This window comes from Nocardia africana NBRC 100379, assembly GCF_001612635.1.
GTDB classification, from domain to species: domain Bacteria; phylum Actinomycetota; class Actinomycetes; order Mycobacteriales; family Mycobacteriaceae; genus Nocardia; species Nocardia africana.
Genome location: NZ_BDAV01000006.1, coordinates 202,268 through 217,569 on the forward strand (window position 1 = coordinate 202,268; position 15,302 = coordinate 217,569).

17 protein-coding genes are annotated in these 15,302 nt (G+C 67.9%); 5 read left to right on the forward strand and 12 right to left on the reverse strand.

What is annotated here, in order from left to right; translation table 11 throughout:
- Positions 1 to 39 precede the first annotated feature (39 nt).
- Positions 40 to 921, forward strand: a complete 882-nt coding sequence (locus tag NA3_RS09010) for a MerR family transcriptional regulator (RefSeq protein ID WP_062963550.1) — start codon at positions 40 to 42, stop codon at positions 919 to 921.
- A 90-nt stretch (positions 922 to 1,011) separates the two neighbouring features.
- On the opposite strand, the gene NA3_RS38155 is transcribed toward NA3_RS09010, so the two are convergent.
- The 3 genes from NA3_RS38155 to NA3_RS09025 all read right to left on the reverse strand — a co-directional run bounded on the left by NA3_RS38155 (position 1,012) and on the right by NA3_RS09025 (position 3,962).
- Positions 1,012 to 1,230 carry a hypothetical protein gene (locus NA3_RS38155; RefSeq protein WP_218021792.1) on the reverse strand — a complete coding sequence of 73 codons (219 nt, stop codon included), beginning with the start codon at positions 1,228 to 1,230 and terminating at the stop codon, positions 1,012 to 1,014.
- Between the two features lie 630 nt (positions 1,231 to 1,860).
- A complete protein-coding gene (locus tag NA3_RS09020) occupies positions 1,861 to 3,357 on the reverse strand; it encodes a UbiD family decarboxylase (protein ID WP_062963118.1) in 1,497 nt (498 codons plus the stop codon).
- Positions 3,354 to 3,962, reverse strand: coding sequence for a UbiX family flavin prenyltransferase (locus tag NA3_RS09025; protein WP_062963119.1), 609 nt, complete (start codon positions 3,960 to 3,962; stop codon positions 3,354 to 3,356). Before NA3_RS09025 ends, NA3_RS09020 begins: the two co-directional genes overlap by 4 nt.
- An 87-nt stretch (positions 3,963 to 4,049) precedes the next feature.
- Between NA3_RS09025 and NA3_RS09030 the strand changes: the two genes are divergently transcribed.
- Entirely contained in the window at positions 4,050 to 4,517 is a 468-nt protein-coding gene (locus NA3_RS09030) for a MarR family winged helix-turn-helix transcriptional regulator (protein WP_062963120.1), read from the forward strand.
- Here NA3_RS09030 and NA3_RS09035 read toward each other — a convergent pair.
- Both NA3_RS09035 and NA3_RS09040 read right to left on the reverse strand, forming a co-directional pair.
- Entirely contained in the window at positions 4,490 to 5,323 is an 834-nt protein-coding gene (locus NA3_RS09035) for an HpcH/HpaI aldolase/citrate lyase family protein (protein WP_062963121.1), read from the reverse strand. The two genes, NA3_RS09030 and NA3_RS09035, sit on opposite strands and share 28 nt — an antisense overlap.
- Before the next feature lie 53 nt (positions 5,324 to 5,376).
- Positions 5,377 to 6,822: an NAD-dependent succinate-semialdehyde dehydrogenase gene (locus NA3_RS09040; protein WP_227995323.1), complete on the reverse strand. Its 1,446-nt coding sequence runs from the start codon at positions 6,820 to 6,822 to the stop codon at positions 5,377 to 5,379.
- A 244-nt stretch (positions 6,823 to 7,066) separates the two neighbouring features.
- Here NA3_RS09040 and NA3_RS09045 point away from each other — a divergent pair, with 244 nt between their 5' ends.
- Positions 7,067 to 7,456 carry an SRPBCC family protein gene (locus tag NA3_RS09045; RefSeq protein ID WP_062963123.1) on the forward strand — a complete coding sequence of 130 codons (390 nt, stop codon included), beginning with the start codon at positions 7,067 to 7,069 and terminating at the stop codon, positions 7,454 to 7,456.
- 4 nt (positions 7,457 to 7,460) lie between these two features.
- On the opposite strand, the gene NA3_RS09050 is transcribed toward NA3_RS09045, so the two are convergent.
- Positions 7,461 to 8,597: a PucR family transcriptional regulator gene (locus NA3_RS09050; RefSeq protein ID WP_062963124.1), complete on the reverse strand. Its 1,137-nt coding sequence runs from the start codon at positions 8,595 to 8,597 to the stop codon at positions 7,461 to 7,463.
- A gap of 246 nt (positions 8,598 to 8,843) precedes the next feature.
- Here NA3_RS09050 and NA3_RS09055 point away from each other — a divergent pair, with 246 nt between their 5' ends.
- Both NA3_RS09055 and NA3_RS09060 read left to right on the forward strand, forming a co-directional pair.
- Positions 8,844 to 9,791: a 5-oxoprolinase subunit B family protein gene (locus NA3_RS09055; protein ID WP_062963125.1), complete on the forward strand. Its 948-nt coding sequence runs from the start codon at positions 8,844 to 8,846 to the stop codon at positions 9,789 to 9,791.
- On the forward strand, positions 9,788 to 10,777 hold the full coding sequence (locus tag NA3_RS09060) for a 5-oxoprolinase subunit C family protein (protein ID WP_062963126.1): 990 nt from the start codon (positions 9,788 to 9,790) through the stop codon (positions 10,775 to 10,777). Before NA3_RS09055 ends, NA3_RS09060 begins: the two co-directional genes overlap by 4 nt.
- A 49-nt stretch (positions 10,778 to 10,826) precedes the next feature.
- Here NA3_RS09060 and NA3_RS09065 read toward each other — a convergent pair whose 3' ends face one another.
- Genes NA3_RS09065 through NA3_RS09090 form a run of 6 tightly spaced genes read right to left on the reverse strand, consistent with a single transcriptional unit; the run spans position 10,827 to position 15,301 of the window.
- Positions 10,827 to 11,810, reverse strand: coding sequence for a 5-oxoprolinase subunit C family protein (locus NA3_RS09065; protein ID WP_062963127.1), 984 nt, complete (start codon positions 11,808 to 11,810; stop codon positions 10,827 to 10,829).
- Positions 11,800 to 12,690, reverse strand: a complete 891-nt coding sequence (locus tag NA3_RS09070) for a 5-oxoprolinase subunit B family protein (RefSeq protein ID WP_062963128.1) — start codon at positions 12,688 to 12,690, stop codon at positions 11,800 to 11,802. Before NA3_RS09070 ends, NA3_RS09065 begins: the two co-directional genes overlap by 11 nt.
- A complete protein-coding gene (locus NA3_RS09075; RefSeq protein ID WP_062963129.1) occupies positions 12,683 to 14,044 on the reverse strand; it encodes an acetyl-CoA carboxylase biotin carboxylase subunit in 1,362 nt (453 codons plus the stop codon). Before NA3_RS09075 ends, NA3_RS09070 begins: the two co-directional genes overlap by 8 nt.
- A 3-nt stretch (positions 14,045 to 14,047) precedes the next feature.
- Positions 14,048 to 14,293, reverse strand: coding sequence for an acetyl-CoA carboxylase (locus tag NA3_RS09080; RefSeq protein WP_062963130.1), 246 nt, complete (start codon positions 14,291 to 14,293; stop codon positions 14,048 to 14,050).
- A 40-nt stretch (positions 14,294 to 14,333) separates the two neighbouring features.
- Positions 14,334 to 15,050 (reverse strand): 5-oxoprolinase subunit PxpA, encoded by a 717-nt coding sequence (locus tag NA3_RS09085; RefSeq protein WP_218021793.1) that lies wholly within the window; start codon positions 15,048 to 15,050, stop codon positions 14,334 to 14,336.
- A 41-nt stretch (positions 15,051 to 15,091) separates the two neighbouring features.
- Positions 15,092 to 15,301: a tautomerase family protein gene (locus NA3_RS09090; protein ID WP_062963132.1), complete on the reverse strand. Its 210-nt coding sequence runs from the start codon at positions 15,299 to 15,301 to the stop codon at positions 15,092 to 15,094.
- Position 15,302: the final 1 nt, after the last annotated feature.

The following is a 15,302-nucleotide window of genomic DNA, read 5'->3' on the forward strand; positions in this document are numbered from 1 at the left end:
CTTGCGGCGCCCATGCCCGCGAAAGGCAGAATGATCGCCATGCCCGATGCATCGCCCCCCGACAACGACGCGACCGGATTCTCGGTACGTACCGTCGCGGAGCGCATCGGCATTCCCACCGCGACGCTGCGCAGCTGGAATCAGCGCTACGGCATCGGCCCGTCCCAGCATCGGCGCGGTCGCCACCGCCTGTACTCCGAGGCCGATATCGCCCGGCTCGAGCGCATGGTCGTGCTCGTCCGGGGCGGCTCGAGTCCGGCCCGCGCGGCCGAGTCCGTGCGCGGACCACTTCCGATCGCCGGAGACCACGCCTCACTCCTCGAGGCCGCCTTCGCCTCCGACCCCACCACCCTGCAGTCGTTGCTACTCGCCCACATCCGCGCGTTCGGCGTGGTGGACACGTGGGACCGGCTGTGCCGCCCGGCCTTCGCCGAAATCGTCCAGCGGCAAGGGGCGGGCATCGGATGCATCGATGTCGAACACCTGCTGTCCTGGTGCATTACGGCCGCACTGCACCGCGCGGTCCCGCCACCGGCGGACGCGTCGGCAGCCCCGGTACTGCTCGCCTGCACCAGCGGCGAAGCACACTCCCTGCCGCTCGAAGTCCTGCGCGCCGCACTCGCCGAGCTCGACGTCCCGGCCCATATGCTCGGCCCCAACGTCCCCACCTCAGCCCTCGGTGACGCCCTCGATCGCAGCGCGTCGGGCTGGGTGGCAGTGCTGTGGTCACAGCAGGAATCGACCGCCCTCCTCTCGGCCGTGCGCACCTGCGCCGAGCGCGGCACCCGCGTCCTGCTGGCGGGTCCCGGCTGGCAGGACGTACCCGCCCCGGACACCGCCGACATCGTCGACGACCTCCAGTCCGCACTGAGCGAGCTGACCGACGCCCACCCCGCCGAGGCGTCGCCTCGACGGGGCTGATCGGCGCTGCGGAACCGCCGGCTCGTCACCACCGGGCCGGAGCGCACACCGCACTCGAGAACGGCGACACCGGACGGGCGGTACAAACGATCAGGAGTGCTGCGGAGGCGGGCACTGCCCGGTCTGCTCGCCGATCGAATTGATCTCCGCATTCGACCGCGGATCACCCGCGTAGTTGATCCGATCCGTGCACTTCACATACGCCGGAGCCTGCGGTGCCGGGCACTGCCCCGTCTGCTCCCCGATCGAATTGATCTCCGCATTCGACCGCGGATCACCCGCATAGTTGATCTGATCGGTGCACTTCACGGCGGCGGGTGTCGCATCCGGTGGCGGTCCGGCGGGCGTCGCTGCGGGCGGCGGCCCGGCGGGGTCGCCCGGCCCCTGAGGGGACGCTTGCGGTGCGGTGGATTCGGTCCGTTCCGCACCTTCGGACGTCGAGGTCGACGGGGCTCGGTCGGCCGGACTCGTGGCCACCGAGGTCGCCGAAGCCGGAGCCGAAACGGACGCGCGAGCAGTCGAACCGGCCGACGTCTCGGGCGCGGAAGTGCCTCCGCCGGACGAACATCCGGTGATCGCGAGCGCACACGCCGCGACTACCGCGAAGCCGAGCCGTGTGATCGTCCGCGCCGGGCGTACCGAACGTGCGGAATCGTCGAATGTCATGCGCGGCATCGCTTTCTGTCGAGGGGCAGGAGGAGGTGGTTACCTTCGGGGAATAACCACACTTCGGCCGGCCGTTAACAGCCGTCGACAATTCACCCCGCGCTCCCGGCACGCCTACGGTCCGCGGCGCGCGGCGGGTGATGCGCCTTGTCGTGAACGCGATTGCGGGTCAACGCAAGTCGATACTCCCGACGCCGATGAGGGTCAGCGCGATGGCGGTGCTCGACCAGCCGTCCGGTGCCGGTAACCTCCGCAGGGCACCGCCACGCCGCATCAGCCGAGCTCGCCGAATCCGTACTCGTGCCAGTCGGCGAGGACCTTCCGACGGATCGCTTCCGGGTATGAATTCCGGAACGACGCGGTGATTCCGGGCGCGCGGCCCTCGAACTGGCAGGGCAGCAGACAGCTCAGCACCGACTTGCCCCCACGACCGGAACGGGCCTCGCTCTCGGTGAGGTAGGGAACCATCGGGATCCCGGGCGCGTCCGGGTACACGTACTCGCCGGTCCCCGGGTGATACCGGGTGGCCAGGGCCCAGGTCACCTGGCCGATATCGGTGATGTCGATATCGTCGGCCACCAACAGGACCTTCGGGACCAGCCACCCGGCGTGCGAGCCGAAGAACACTCGCGCCACCTCGTCGGCCAGCCGGCGTTCGGTCATGCCCGTCGCCGCGAGACGCTCGATATCGATCGCGACCACGATCCAGCAGGTGGCCGCCTCGTACGAGCACCAGGCCATGGTCACCGGCAGACCGGCCGACCGGAGCAGGTCCAGGCTGGTCGCCGAGATCATGGTCCCCCAGATGGTGTGGTTCTCCTCGGGCGGCAGCCCCGCGACACAGATGGGGAGGATCGGATCGTCGCGGTGCATGATCGTCTCGACGTGGAAGATCGGTTGCTGCTTGCTCTCGGTGAAGGAATAGCCGTGGTACTCCCCCATCGGTCCTTCCACGGCGGTTTCCGAGGTGATCCAGCCCTCGAGAACGATTTCCGCGGTGGCCGGAACCTGCAACCCGGTGACGGGGGTTCGTACGACCTCCACCGGCTCTCCGGTCAGCGCACCGACATAGCCGTCCTCGCTGACCTCGGCCGGTAGCGGCATTCCGGCAGCGGCCAGCGCTGCCGGAGGGGCGCCGAGCACCATCGCCCAGGGAGTACGCAGGCCACGCTCCTGCCACATGCGATGAATCATGCCGATGTGCTGCTGCGGCATGGCGGGACCGACCAGTGTGTTGCGGCCGTGCAGCATCGTGCGTGCGACGGACCAGCTCGTCCATCGCCCGTCCGGCGAACGGACCACGTGGAAGCCGTAGGTTCCGAAATATCGGCCGCCGTCCTGCTCGTGCAGCAGCGGCACCGGAAACCGTTCGAGGTCCACGTCGTGGCCGTGCACGACATTTTCCAGGCACGGGCCGCTGTCCACCTCCCGGGGAGCGATCGGCGTCGCGTGCATCGCGGCGATGAGTTTCTCCAGCAGCGCGCGCGGGGTGGTGTCGCGCGGCAGGTCCAGATGCGCCGCTATCCGGCCGTAGGCTTCGGCACGGGGCCGGCTCATCCCGGCCGGCGCGCCGAGCAGCCGGAATCCCGGTTCGCTGGCGGTCAGATTCTCGAACAGCGGTGCGGGACTGCGAGTTTCATAGACGCGCCGGGTCACGGCCGCGGCTTCCAGATGCGGATCCACAGCACGTCGGATTCGTATCGCGTCACCGCGGGCCAGCAGTTCTGCGACGAAATCCCGGAAATCGAGGGCACTTCCGCGCTGGGTCACCGAACCACCTCCGGGCAGTGTGCGACCGAACCGGCACGGGCGGTGGGGCGCATTCCTTCCCAGCGGCGCGCGTTGGGGGCCTCGAGGTCGAACTGGTCCAGTATTCGGACCACCAGATGCTCGACGACGTCGGCGATGCCGGCCGGCTGGTTGTAGAACGCGGGCACCGGCGGCATGATCGTCGCCCCGGCTCGTGCCAGTGCCGTCAGGTTCTCGAGATGCAGTGCGGACAGCGGTGTTTCGCGGGCCACCAGCACCAGCCGGCGACGCTCCTTGAGCGTCACATCCGCCGCCCGGGCGATCAATCCTTCGCCGTATCCCATCCGGATCGCCGCGACGGTTTTCATACTGCACGGCACCACGGCCATGCCGTCGACCTTGAACGACCCGCTGGCAATCGGCGCACCTTGATCGTCCGGGCCGTAGACCACCGAGGCGAGCGCCTTCAGATCACCGAGCGAATATCCGGTCTCCTGCGCCACTGTCGCACGCGCCCAACGACTGAGCACCAGATGCGACTCGACGTCGAGCTCCCGCAGAACTTCCAGCAGACGCACCCCGATGGGTGCGCCGGTAGCTCCGGTCATCGCGATAACGAGTTTCATAACGGTCGACTCCTTCAATTAGGACGTACACGTCCTACTCGGTTCACGATATAGTACGTACACGTCCTGAACAAGGAGAGGTGGCCGATGAGACCGGAGGGCACGTCCGACGCCGCCCTGCGCGCGGCGATCGACGGGGTCGGTCCGCTGGCACGCAGGTTGAGCCAGGCCTACACCCGCCTGTGGCACGAACGGGTGGACAGCGACCTGACCGGTCCGCAATTCACGGTTCTCAGCCTGCTGCACCTGCACGGGGCGATGGACCAGCGAACCCTCGGGGAGCTCGCCAGCCTCGACAAATCCACCGCCGCTCCCCTGCTCGACCGCCTCCAGCGACGCGAACTGATCCGGATCACCAAGGACGACGGCGACCGGCGCCGCAAACTGATCACGGTCACCGACGCCGGACGGAAACTGGCCGCCGACCTGGCACCCGCCGTCATCGAGATCAACACCCGGAGCCTGGCCGGGCTGACCGAGGCGGAGGCGCAGCGGTTTCTCGACCTGCTGCGCCGCGTCATCGATACTCACCACGGCGGCACGAAGCACGAGTAGATCCTGGCCCGTTCGATCACCGCCTGGGCGCGGGCGAGTTGCGGCCGATAGGAGCCGTCGCGCGTCGCGCCGTCCGCGTCGGCACGCAGAATGCCTGTGGCCCAGTCGATATCGGCAGGCGACGGCGACAGTGCCGTGTTGACGACGTTCACCTGGCCCGCTCGCAGACAGATCCTCGCCGTCATGCCGAGCGCCGCCGCCGCGGCGGTGTCGGCACGCAGTTTCTCCTCGTCCTCGCCGACCGTGGGCCCGTCGATCGGGCCGGGAAGCCCCGCGGCTCGACTGGCCACCGTGAGCCTGGTGCGCGGATAGGCCATGGCTTCGGCGGCATCGCTCATTCCGGTGTCGCGGCGAAAGTCGCCGCTGCCGAAGGCCAATCGCGCGGTGGCGGGCCGGTGCGCGATCGCCGCCGCGGCTTCGATCCCGGCCGCCGATTCCAGCAGCGCCACAATCGGTGTCGCCGCCGGGAGAGCCGCGGCCGTGGCGTCGATCTGGTCTCCGTGTTCGACCTTCGCCAGCACCACCCCTTCCAGACCGGGCAGGTGGCCCAGCTCGGCCAGATCATCGGCCCAGTACGGGGAATCCGCGTCGTTGATGCGAACCCAGGCATGGGTGCCGGACCGGAGAGACCGCGCGACCGAAGTCCTCGCGGCGTCCTTGAGTTCGGCGGGCACCGCGTCCTCGAGATCGAGCACCACGACGTCTGCCGTTGCGGCCCCGGACTTTTCGGCCGAATTCGAGCGGCCGGCCGCGACGAGCAACCACGTGCGCGCGTAGTCGAAGCCGATGCGGGTGCTCGCCGCCACCGGCGCAGACGAACTTCCGCATCGATGCGAGGGGGCAGGCACCGCGGCAGTACTCACGGCGCGATCCCGACGTACTTGGTCGACAGATACTCGTCGATGCCTTCGGCGCCGCCTTCGCGCCCGAAACCGGAGTGCTTGATGCCCCCGAACGGCGCCGCGACGTTGGAGACCACGCCCTGATTCACTCCGACCATGCCGAATTGCAGTTGCTCGGCGACGTCGATGACACGAGAGATGTTGCTGGAGAACAGATACGACGCGAGACCGTATTCGGTGTCGTTGGCCATGGCGACGGCTTCCTCGTCGGTGCCGAACACCGAGATCGGAGCCACCGGGCCGAACAGTTCCTCACGCACGACGGCGTGGTCGCCCACATCGGTGAGCACCGTCGGCTCGAAGAAGTATCCGGGCCCCGGCCGCGACGTTCCGCCGGTCAGCACGCGCGCCCCGGCATCGACCGCGCTCGCGACCAATCGCTGCACCTTGTGACGGGCGCGCTGATCGATCATCGGACCGACCTCCACGCCGGGCTCGGTACCCGGGCCGACGCGCTGGGCGGCCATCGCCTCGGCGAATCGGGTGCCGAACGTGTCGGCGACGGATTCGTGCACCAGGATCCGGTTGGCCGCCGTACACGCCTGGCCGATATTGCGCATTTTCGCCACCATCGCACCGGCGACCGCCCGATCGAGGTCCGCGTCGTCGAATACCAGCAGGGGCGCGTTGCCGCCGAGTTCCATGGACAACCGCAGCAGCTGACCACTCGCCTGGGCCATCAACGTCTTTCCCACCGCGGTCGATCCGGTGAACGTCAGCTTGCGCACCCGCGAGTCGCGCAACAGGGGCGCGACGGTCTCGGCGGCACGGGTCGTGGTCACCACGTTGAGCACTCCCGGCGGCAGGCCCACCGAACGGAGTACCTCCGCGAACGCCAACGCGGTCAACGGGGTCTGTTCGGCGGGTTTGAGCACCATGGTGCAGCCGGCGGCGATGGCGGGCGCGATCTTTCTCGTCGCCATGGCCAGCGGGAAGTTCCACGGCGTGATCATCACGGTCGGGCCGACCGGCTCGCGCATCGTCAGCAGCCGCGTGTTGCCCTCGGGTGAGCGCGACCATCGTCCCGCGATGCGCACCGCTTCCTCGGAGAACCAGCGCAGGAACTGTGCGCCGTAGCGGACCTCCCCGCGGGCCTCCGCGAGCGGTTTGCCCATTTCCGCGGTGATGAGGTGGGCGAACTCGTCGGTTCGTGCCACGACCTGCTCGTATGCGGCGCGCAGCAGATCCGCGCGGACCAGCGGCGAGGTCTGCGCCCAGGACTGCTGCGCCTCGACCGCGGCGTCCAGCGCCGCGACGGCATCGTTCGCCGACGCCTCGGCGACGTCGGCCAGCGGATGGCCCGTGGCCGGGTCCTCCACGACGAATCGGGCATCTGCTTCGCGCCATTCACCGCCTATGAACAGGTTCGTCGGCACCTGCTCGAGGTGATCCTTGTCGTACACCAACGGCCTCGCTTTCGGTTCCGTGCTCGGGCGATCCACGGCACGTGCGGACACCAGGCCGGTCGCCCGGGAGCGACCGCCTGTCCAGGAGATCCGTGGCAGTCTGGCAACCCGGCCGGGCGCGGGGTATGCGCCTGCTGGCGCACTCCGCACCGGCGGGCTGTCCAAACCGCGCACTCCTGGACCCGATGCCGGTGTTGCAGGCTTCTCCCGACGGATATCCCTGTGTTGCAAAGGAACTCACGTGACAACTCTCAGGTCCGAGATTCTCATCGATCACCCCGCCGACGAGGTCTGGAAGGTGATCGAGGATGTGCCCGCGATCAGTTCGTGGTTTCCGGCCATCGTCGAATCCACCGGCGACCGGACCCGCCGCACGGTGACGCTGAGCGACGGAAGCCGCCTCGACGAAGAGGTGGTCACGCTCGACTCCCGGCTGCGCCGCCTGCAATACCGGGCGGTCGGCGGCGACCTGCCGGTGACGAACCACCTCGGCACGGTCGACGTCTTCGAGATCGACCCCGGCCGCTCGCTCGTGGTCTACAGCACCGAAATCGAACCGGCGGAGTTGGCCGGCGCCTTCGGCCCCGCCTGCGCGGAAGGACTGCTGGGGTTGCGAGACGCGTTGTCCTGACCGGCTATTGGCCGGGGTGCAGTTGCAGGGCGAACCACAATTCCGCGCGGACCGTGGGGTCGTCCAGATCCCGCGCGAGCGCGTCGGCGATCCGGGTCATCCGGTACCGCAGCGTGTGGCGATGGATGCCGAGCATGTTGGCCGAGGCGTCGGCTTGGCCGTTGTGCGCTAGAAATGTCCGCAGCGTCTGGGCGAAGTCGACCTTGGAACCCTCGTCGAGCGCGGTGATCGGCGCCAGGGTCGCTTCGGCCCACGCCCGGGCATCGGGCCCGGTCAGATGCCGGAGCAGGCCCGCCTCGGAGACATCGCGTGCCATGTACAGCTTTCCGGGCTGATCGGGCGCGGCCTCGAAGACGCCGGTCACCCGGCTCCACGCGGTCGGCAGTTCCTGCGCGCCGACCGGTTCGCTCACCGCGCCGCGGCCGTGCGGAACCCGGCGCAGGATCGCCTCCAGGGTGCGGACATCGCCTTCCGCGGTCGGCAACACGATGCCGACCCGGCCGGGCCGCAATTCGGCGATCACCGTCTCGATGCGGCGCAGCGCCTGATCCTCTTCGGCCGTCTCGAGCAGTTCGCGGGCATGCCGCCGGGGAACTCCGAGCAGCGCCGCGCGCACCGGGCCGACCGGCACCGGCACGCGCAGGATCTGACTCGTGCTGCGCGCCATCTCGGCGTGGCCGTCGAGCAGCAGCCGCAACACCGCGAGGCTGTTGTTGCGGGCCGCGCGACGCAGTTCGTCGTTGTGGTGGAGGTCTTCGGCGAGCAGGTAGGTCGCGGTGTCGACCAGCGAGCGCTCGATCGGGTTGAGCGGAGTGGCCCGTCCGGTCGCGAAGAATCCACGGATGCGGCCCTGCACACCGATCGGCCGGATCGACACCGATTCGCCGGGGATGGACAGCGACATCGTGGTGGCCCGCGACTGCGTCGCGAAGCGCGGCAGCTCGGATTGGATGAGCGCCAGGTGAGTGCGCGCGCCGTCCGGAATCGATGCCAGCAGCGCACCGGCGCCGTCGAGGACGAGCACCCAGCCGCCGACCGTGCCGACCACGCGCTCGGCGATACCGCGGGTGCCCTGGGCAGCGATGGCCGCCCGTACCAACTCACGATGCACCCGGGCTACCGAATCGGGGAGGTCGGTCATAGTCGGCGAGGGCTCCTTTCCTACCTACCGGACGAGGATGCGGCATCCACGCAGCGAACACCGCTGTCCGTCCCGGCCCACGCGCCCGCACTGCCTTGTACAGCACGGCGTATTGCGTCGTCGTCTATTGCGGACATTATTGAATGGCATGCATGATGACTCGGCCCCAATCGGCGGGAAAGGATGAGAATGCCGGCTTCTCGGACCATACTTCGCACGGTTGCGGGGAGTACGAAACGTCCCGCGATGCAGGTGAAGCAAGCCGGTGACCACCAGGTTCTCGTCGAATACGACGGCATCGAACTGGATCTGCGGCTCAATTTCCGTGTGCACGCGCTGCGGCGCACCCTGCAGGACCATCCGATCGACGGCGTGATCGAGACCGCGCCCGGCTTCCGCTCGGTGATGGTCACCTTCGACCCGGCGCGCCTGCCGCGGCCGCGTCTGCTCGATGAGCTGGTCGAACGAGAGCGAAGCACGCCGGATACCGACTCGCTGGTGCTGTCGAGCCGAATCGTGACGCTGCCCATCGCCTTCGACGACGAGATGACCCGCGAGGCGGTGGCCCGATATCGGATCACCACCCGCAACGACGCACCCAATGTCACCGACGGCGACAACATCGACTACATCGTTCGATGCAACGGATTCGTCAACCGGGAAGAATTCTTCCAGCGATTTGCCGAGACCACGTGGTGGAACGCCTTCATCGGATATTTTCCCGGACTTCCGTCCTTGTTTTCGCTCGATCCGCTGACCCAGATTTCGGTGCCCAAATACAACCCCGCGAGAATGTGGACCGCGGAGGGAGCCGTCGGAATCGGCGGACCGTGCGTGGTTCTCTACCCGGTCGAGGCACCCGGCAGCTACCAACTGTTCGGGCGCACCCTGCCACTGGTCGGCCGCAACTTCGGCAGCCGGCCCGCACATCGTGGCACCCACTCCGAAACGATCGACGCCGCAACCGATTTCAATCTGTTCCGGATCGGCGATCGGATCGGCTTCGAGCGCGTGACCGAGAAGGAGCTGCTCGCGCTGCGGCTCAGCGTCTTCGAAGGGACCTACACCTACCGGATCGAATCCGGCGAATTCGTGGTCGCCGAGTATCTCGATCGAGTCGAGCGGCTCGCGCCCCGGGCGGCGGCCGTCGCCGCGGAACGGCGCCGGGCCGCGGCGAGCGTGAGGGTGCCGTGACGCAGACGGCGATGGAAGTCATCGATCCGGGGCTGCAGACCACGGTGCAGGCATGGCCGGGCCGGATCGGGCTCAAGGCGTTAGGGTACTTCCCCTCCGGTCCGATGGACCATCTGTCGCTGCGCGCGGCCAATGCCCTGGTCGGAAATCCGGTCGGTGCGCCGGCGTTGGAAGTTCCCAAAGTCGGCTTCTCCGTGGCGTTTCTGGTCGACACCCAGATCGCGATCGCGGCACCCGACGGCTCCGAAGTCCTGGTGAACGACACCCCGGTCGCGATGTGGGAGACCGTCGGCGTCCGTGCCGGGGACGTGCTGCGCACCATCGGATCGGCCGGTGCCGGCTTTCGGCTCTACCTGGCGATACGCGGCGGCTTCGCCGTCCCCGAGGTGTATGGATCGGCGGCGACATCACTGGTCGCCGGTATCGGCGGGGTGGAGGGACGCGCACTGGTGCGCGGCGATCTGCTCGCCACACACGGCGCCGCACCGATCGCACCACGCCGGCTCCCGGCATCGATGCGGCCGCGGTTCGTCACCGACTGGGAAATCGAGATCATCCAAGGCCCGCACGCGACTCCGGACTACCTCACCGAGGAGGATTGGTCGGATCTGGTCACCAGGCATTGGCGCGTCGATCTGAACTCCGATCGCATCGGCACCCGGCTCAACCCGCACCGATTCTCCTGGGCCCGACCGGATGTCGGTATCGCGGGCGGACACCCTTCCAATGTGCTCGACGACGCGTACCCGGTCGGCGGCGTCCTGGCCAACGGCGACGTGCTGACGATTCTCGGCATGGATGGCAACACCTCCGGCGGTTTCGCGGTGGTGGCGACGGTGCCGCATTGTTCGCTGTGGAAGGTCGGGCAGATGCGCCCCGGCCGAGACACCATCCGCTTCCGCGAGATCGACTACGACGAGGCGCTGGCGTTGAACAAGCGCGTGGACTTCATGGTGGATCCACGCCGCACCGTGCCGGTGCGGTGATTCGCCGGTACAGATGTGGCCCGCGCCGTGGATCGGCGCGGGCCACCTGTCAGGTCAGGGCATCTGTCGTCAGCGCATTGGTCAGCGCCACGAATCGCGCCTGCGCTCGGCGGCGGGCGGCGAGCGCGTCGTCCAGCGACACCGCCCTGAACCGGGTTCCGGTACCGGGCGCGGATTGCCCGACCAGATCCATATCGACGCTGATCACCGTTCCCACCATCGCGTATCCGCCGCCGGAGACGGCGTCGCGGTGCAGGATGATGGGCTCGGAGCCGCTCGGGACCTGGATGGAGCCGATCGGATAGCCGGCGTCGACGATATTGGACGGATCCGACCCGGCGCCGAAGGGCTGCTCCCGATCCTCGAAGTCGAGTTTCGCACCGGCGTAACGGAATCCGGTCCGATCGGCGACGGGTGTCAGCGACCACACCGTATCCAGCAGTGTGTTTCGCCCGTCCGCCGTCAAGCGGTAGTCGTACAGACCGAGCACGATGCGAAGCTCGACATCGCGCGCCCAGGTGGGGCGCGCCTTCTCCGGAACCGAACGCGGCACGTACTCGGCGGGCGGAGCGCCCACCGGCAGTGCGTCACCGGCCCGCAGCGTCCGCCCCTCGAAACCGCCGAGCGCGCCCAGTCCGTAGGTGGAACGCGATCCGAGCACCGGGGGAACGTCGAAGCCGCCCGCGACGGCGATGTACAACCGTGCCCCGGCCTGGACATATCCAAAGGACAGGACGTCGCCCTCCTCTACCTGGAACGATTCCCACGCCGGGGCCTCGACGCCGTTGACCAGCACATCGGCTCGCGCACCGGTGACCGCGACGACGGCGGGGCCGGCGAACGCCAGCTTCGGCCCCAGATAGGGGGCCTCGAGCACGGCGGCGCCGATTTCGTTGCCCACCAATAGATTCGCGATCTTGGCCGATGTCTGGTCCAGCGCACCCGAGGGCGGGATGCCGACGTTGTAGGCGCCGCTGCGACCGAGATCCTGAATCGTCGTCGCCAGGCCGGGCTCTACGACCTCAACGTGCATCGAGAGCTCCTAGGAGTCGGGCGTTGTATTCGTCTGGGCCGGCGAGGAATTCGTTCAATGCGAAGTCGACCTCGACAGTGCGGTAGACGTCCTCCCCCTGTTCCGCGGCGCGTTCCAGGTGCTGGTATTCGTCGACGTCGATGGGGCGGAACTTGACGATGTCGCCGGGCTCGAACAGCACCATCGATTCGCGGAAGATCCGATGATTCTGTCGCGGATCGAAGATCGGCAACGGCGTCAGCCCGAACATCTGATATCCGCCCGCGCCCTTCACCGAATAGATACAGGCGAAGCATCCGCCGTGCCCGACCGTCAGCTTCGGCGTCTCGGTCCGCGGCCGCAGATATTTGGGAAGTTCGATCTGCCGCTCGCGTTCGACCATCTGGAACATGAACGGCAAACCGGCCACGAACCCGACCATGGACACCAGCCACGGCGAACCGGAGTGGCGGTCGATGAACTCCTGCACCGAGTCGAGCCCCAGCTCGGCCACCGCGTATTCCACATCGCTTCCCTCGGGACGCTGGTGGCGATCGCGGAACTTGGCGCCCACCTCCCGGGTGAACGGATCGTCGTACCAGACCGGAATCTCCAGCAGCCGGGTGCGGATGGTGGGCTGATCCTGCTGTGCGACAACGGCTTCGATGTCGCGCACGACGCTTTCCAGCTTCGCCGGTTCGATCCGGTCCGGATCGAACCGGATCAGCAGGGACGCGTTGGCCGGACAGATGTCCAGCACGCCGGCCAGATCGCGTTCGCGCAACTGGGTACTCATCGCCATCGCCGTGAAGTTCGCGGCCAGCGTCATCTCCTCGGCGATCTGCACGACCAGATGTTCATCGGCTCCCCAGGAATAGCGCGAGGTGCCCTGCTCAGGCATCGCCGCCCTCCGCCCGATCGATCATCCACCGCTCCAGCCACGTCGTGTGATAGTCGCCGGTACGGAATTCCTCCGTCGCCAGCACCTCACCGATGAACCCGGCCGTCGTGGTGACGCCCTCGATATCGAGCTCGCGCAGGGCCCGGGTCATGCGCGCCAACGCTTTCGGCCGGTCCTCGCCCCACACGATGATCTTGGCGAGCATCGAGTCGTAGTACGGGGTCACGACCGAACCGGCCTTGAATCCGCTGTCCACCCGCACGAACGGACCACCGGGCAGATCGAACCGAGTCACGGTCCCGGGGCTGGGCAGAAAGTTCATCGCGGGATTCTCGGCGTTGACACGGATCTCGATCGCATGCCCACGCGGGCTCAGGTCCGCCTGCGCGAACGACAACGGATTGCCCGCGGCCACCCGCAGCTGCTCGCCGACCAGGTCGCGGCCGTACACCATCTCCGTCACCGGATGCTCGACCTGAATGCGGGTGTTCATCTCGATGAAGTAGTACTCGCCGCGCAGCTCGTCGAACAGGAACTCGACCGTGCCCGCACCGGTGTAACCGACGGATTTGGCGAGCTGAACCGCCGATTCGGCCATATTCGTCGCGACCGTCTCGGGCAGGCCGAGATCGCCGGCCTCCTCGACCACCTTCTGCCTGCGCCGCTGCATCGAGCAGTCACGCAGTCCGAGGTGTACCGCGGTGGCGCCGTCGCCGAAGATCTGCACTTCGATATGACGGGCGCGCGGAACGAAACGCTCCAGATACACCGAGTCGCTTCCGAAGGCCGCCCGGGATTCGGCCTGGGCGGTGGAGATCGCGGCAGCCAGGTCCGCCTCGCGCTCGACGATGCGGATGCCCCGGCCGCCGCCGCCCGCGGCCGCCTTGATCGCCAGGGGAAACCCGATCTGCCGGGCGACCCGCTCGGCCTCGTCGAGCTCCCTGATCTCACCGTCGGATCCGGGCACGGTCGGAACACCCGCCGCATCGGCGCTCTTGCGCGCGGCGACCTTGTCGCCCATCTCCCGGATCGCGCTGGGTGCGGGCCCGACCCACACCGCGTTCGCGTCCAGGACGGCCTGCGCGAAATCGGCGTTCTCGGAAAGGAATCCGTACCCGGGGTGGACGGCGTCCGCACCGCTGGCACGCACGGCCCGGATCACCGCGTCGACCGACAGATAACTCGCCGGCGCGGGCGCCGGCCCGATCAGGACCGCTTCGTCGGCGATCCGGACGTGTTCGGCACTCTCGTCGGCCTCGCTGTAGACGGCGACGGTGGCAATACCCTGCTCCCGGGCGGCCCGCGCGATACGCACCGCGATTTCGCCGCGGTTGGCGATCAGCAACTTACGCATGGTTCAACTCGCTTCGATGATGGCGACCGGATCGCCCGGTGCGAGGGTGGCGTTGTCCTCGACCGTGAACGACGTCAGCACCCCCCGCACACCGGCCTTGATCTCGGTGAACTGCTTCATGATCTCGACCAGCCCGATGGTCTGGTCGGCGTCGACGGCTGCGCCCGCCTCGACGAACTGGGGCTGCCCCGGCGCCGGCGAACGGTAGAAGATTCCCGGCAGCGGTGAGGTGACCTGATGCTCGCTCACGACAGTTCCTTTCGTTCAGGGGCGCAGCTTGTGGCCGTCATCACAGCGACGACAGGACGTTACGGACCGCCCGGGCGATTTCGCAGGCGTTCGGCGTATCCGAGTGGACACAGACGGTATCGACCCGGACCGGGAACTCCTCGCCGGTGACCGCGGTCGCGATGCCGTCGGTCAGCGCCCGCCGGGCCCGTTCGGTCGCCTCCTCGACCGGAGTCGCGTGTGGCCGGCGAGCCACGATCAGGCTGCCGTCCGCCCGATACCCGAGATCGACGTAGAACTCCGCGAAAAAGGGCACGCCCAGCTTCTCGGCGGCCTTCTCGTGCTGGCTGTTCGGGATGCCGAAGATCGGCACCTCGTACTCCGCCGCCACCGACGCGATCGCCTCGGCCAGTTCGGGATCCCGCGACGACATGCCGTAGAGCGAACCGTGCGCCTTGATGTGGTGCAGTGGCGCGCCCTCCGCCTTCAGGAACGCGACCAGCGCACCGACCTGGTACCGGACGATATCGGCCGCCTCGTCGGGGAACAGCTTCATCTCCCGGCGACCGAAGCCGACGAGGTCGGGAAGGCCGGGGTGGGCGCCGACGGAGACACCGCCGGCCAGGGCCTTGGCGACCGTCTCGTGGATGCCGGTGGGATCACCGGCGTGGAAACCACAGGCGACATTGGCGGTGTCGATGAGGCTCACCAATTCGTCGTCGTTGCCGAAGGAATGAATTCCGAAGGACTCACCCATATCGGAATTGAGCGTAACCATGTGCATCTCTCTTTCGAATGTTGTCCCACCGGTGCGATGCACTACTGGGGATCGTTCTCGTATTCGTAGTAGTCGCAGAACAGACGACCGTTGCGTCCCCAGTCCTCCCGGGTGACGTCGGTGAAGATGAATTGGATGGTCTCCGGCTTGCAATCGGCGATTCGCGCGATTTCGGGCGTCAGTGTCGCGACCATCTCACGCTTCTGCTCCAGGGTCCGACCGGGGAACCAGTCGATGCGGACGAAAGGCATG

Bases quoted from the DNA above. Each gene is read 5' to 3' on its own strand.
- NA3_RS09030 (WP_062963120.1), top strand. From the start codon at position 4,050: ATGAGACCGGAGGGCACGTCCGACGCCGCCCTGCGCGCGGCGATCGAC.
- NA3_RS09065 (WP_062963127.1), bottom strand. From the start codon at position 11,810: ATGCACGTTGAGGTCGTAGAGCCCGGCCTGGCGACGACGATTCAGGAT.
- NA3_RS09090 (WP_062963132.1), bottom strand. From the start codon at position 15,301: ATGCCTTTCGTCCGCATCGACTGGTTCCCCGGTCGGACCCTGGAGCAG.
- NA3_RS09050 (WP_062963124.1), bottom strand. From the start codon at position 8,597: ATGACCGACCTCCCCGATTCGGTAGCCCGGGTGCATCGTGAGTTGGTA.
- NA3_RS09075 (WP_062963129.1), bottom strand. From the start codon at position 14,044: ATGCGTAAGTTGCTGATCGCCAACCGCGGCGAAATCGCGGTGCGTATC.
- NA3_RS09055 (WP_062963125.1), top strand. From the start codon at position 8,844: ATGCAGGTGAAGCAAGCCGGTGACCACCAGGTTCTCGTCGAATACGAC.
- NA3_RS09010 (WP_062963550.1), top strand. From the start codon at position 40: ATGCCCGATGCATCGCCCCCCGACAACGACGCGACCGGATTCTCGGTA.
- NA3_RS09025 (WP_062963119.1), bottom strand. From the start codon at position 3,962: ATGAAACTCGTTATCGCGATGACCGGAGCTACCGGCGCACCCATCGGG.
- NA3_RS09085 (WP_218021793.1), bottom strand. From the start codon at position 15,050: ATGGTTACGCTCAATTCCGATATGGGTGAGTCCTTCGGAATTCATTCC.
- NA3_RS09070 (WP_062963128.1), bottom strand. From the start codon at position 12,690: ATGCCTGAGCAGGGCACCTCGCGCTATTCCTGGGGAGCCGATGAACAT.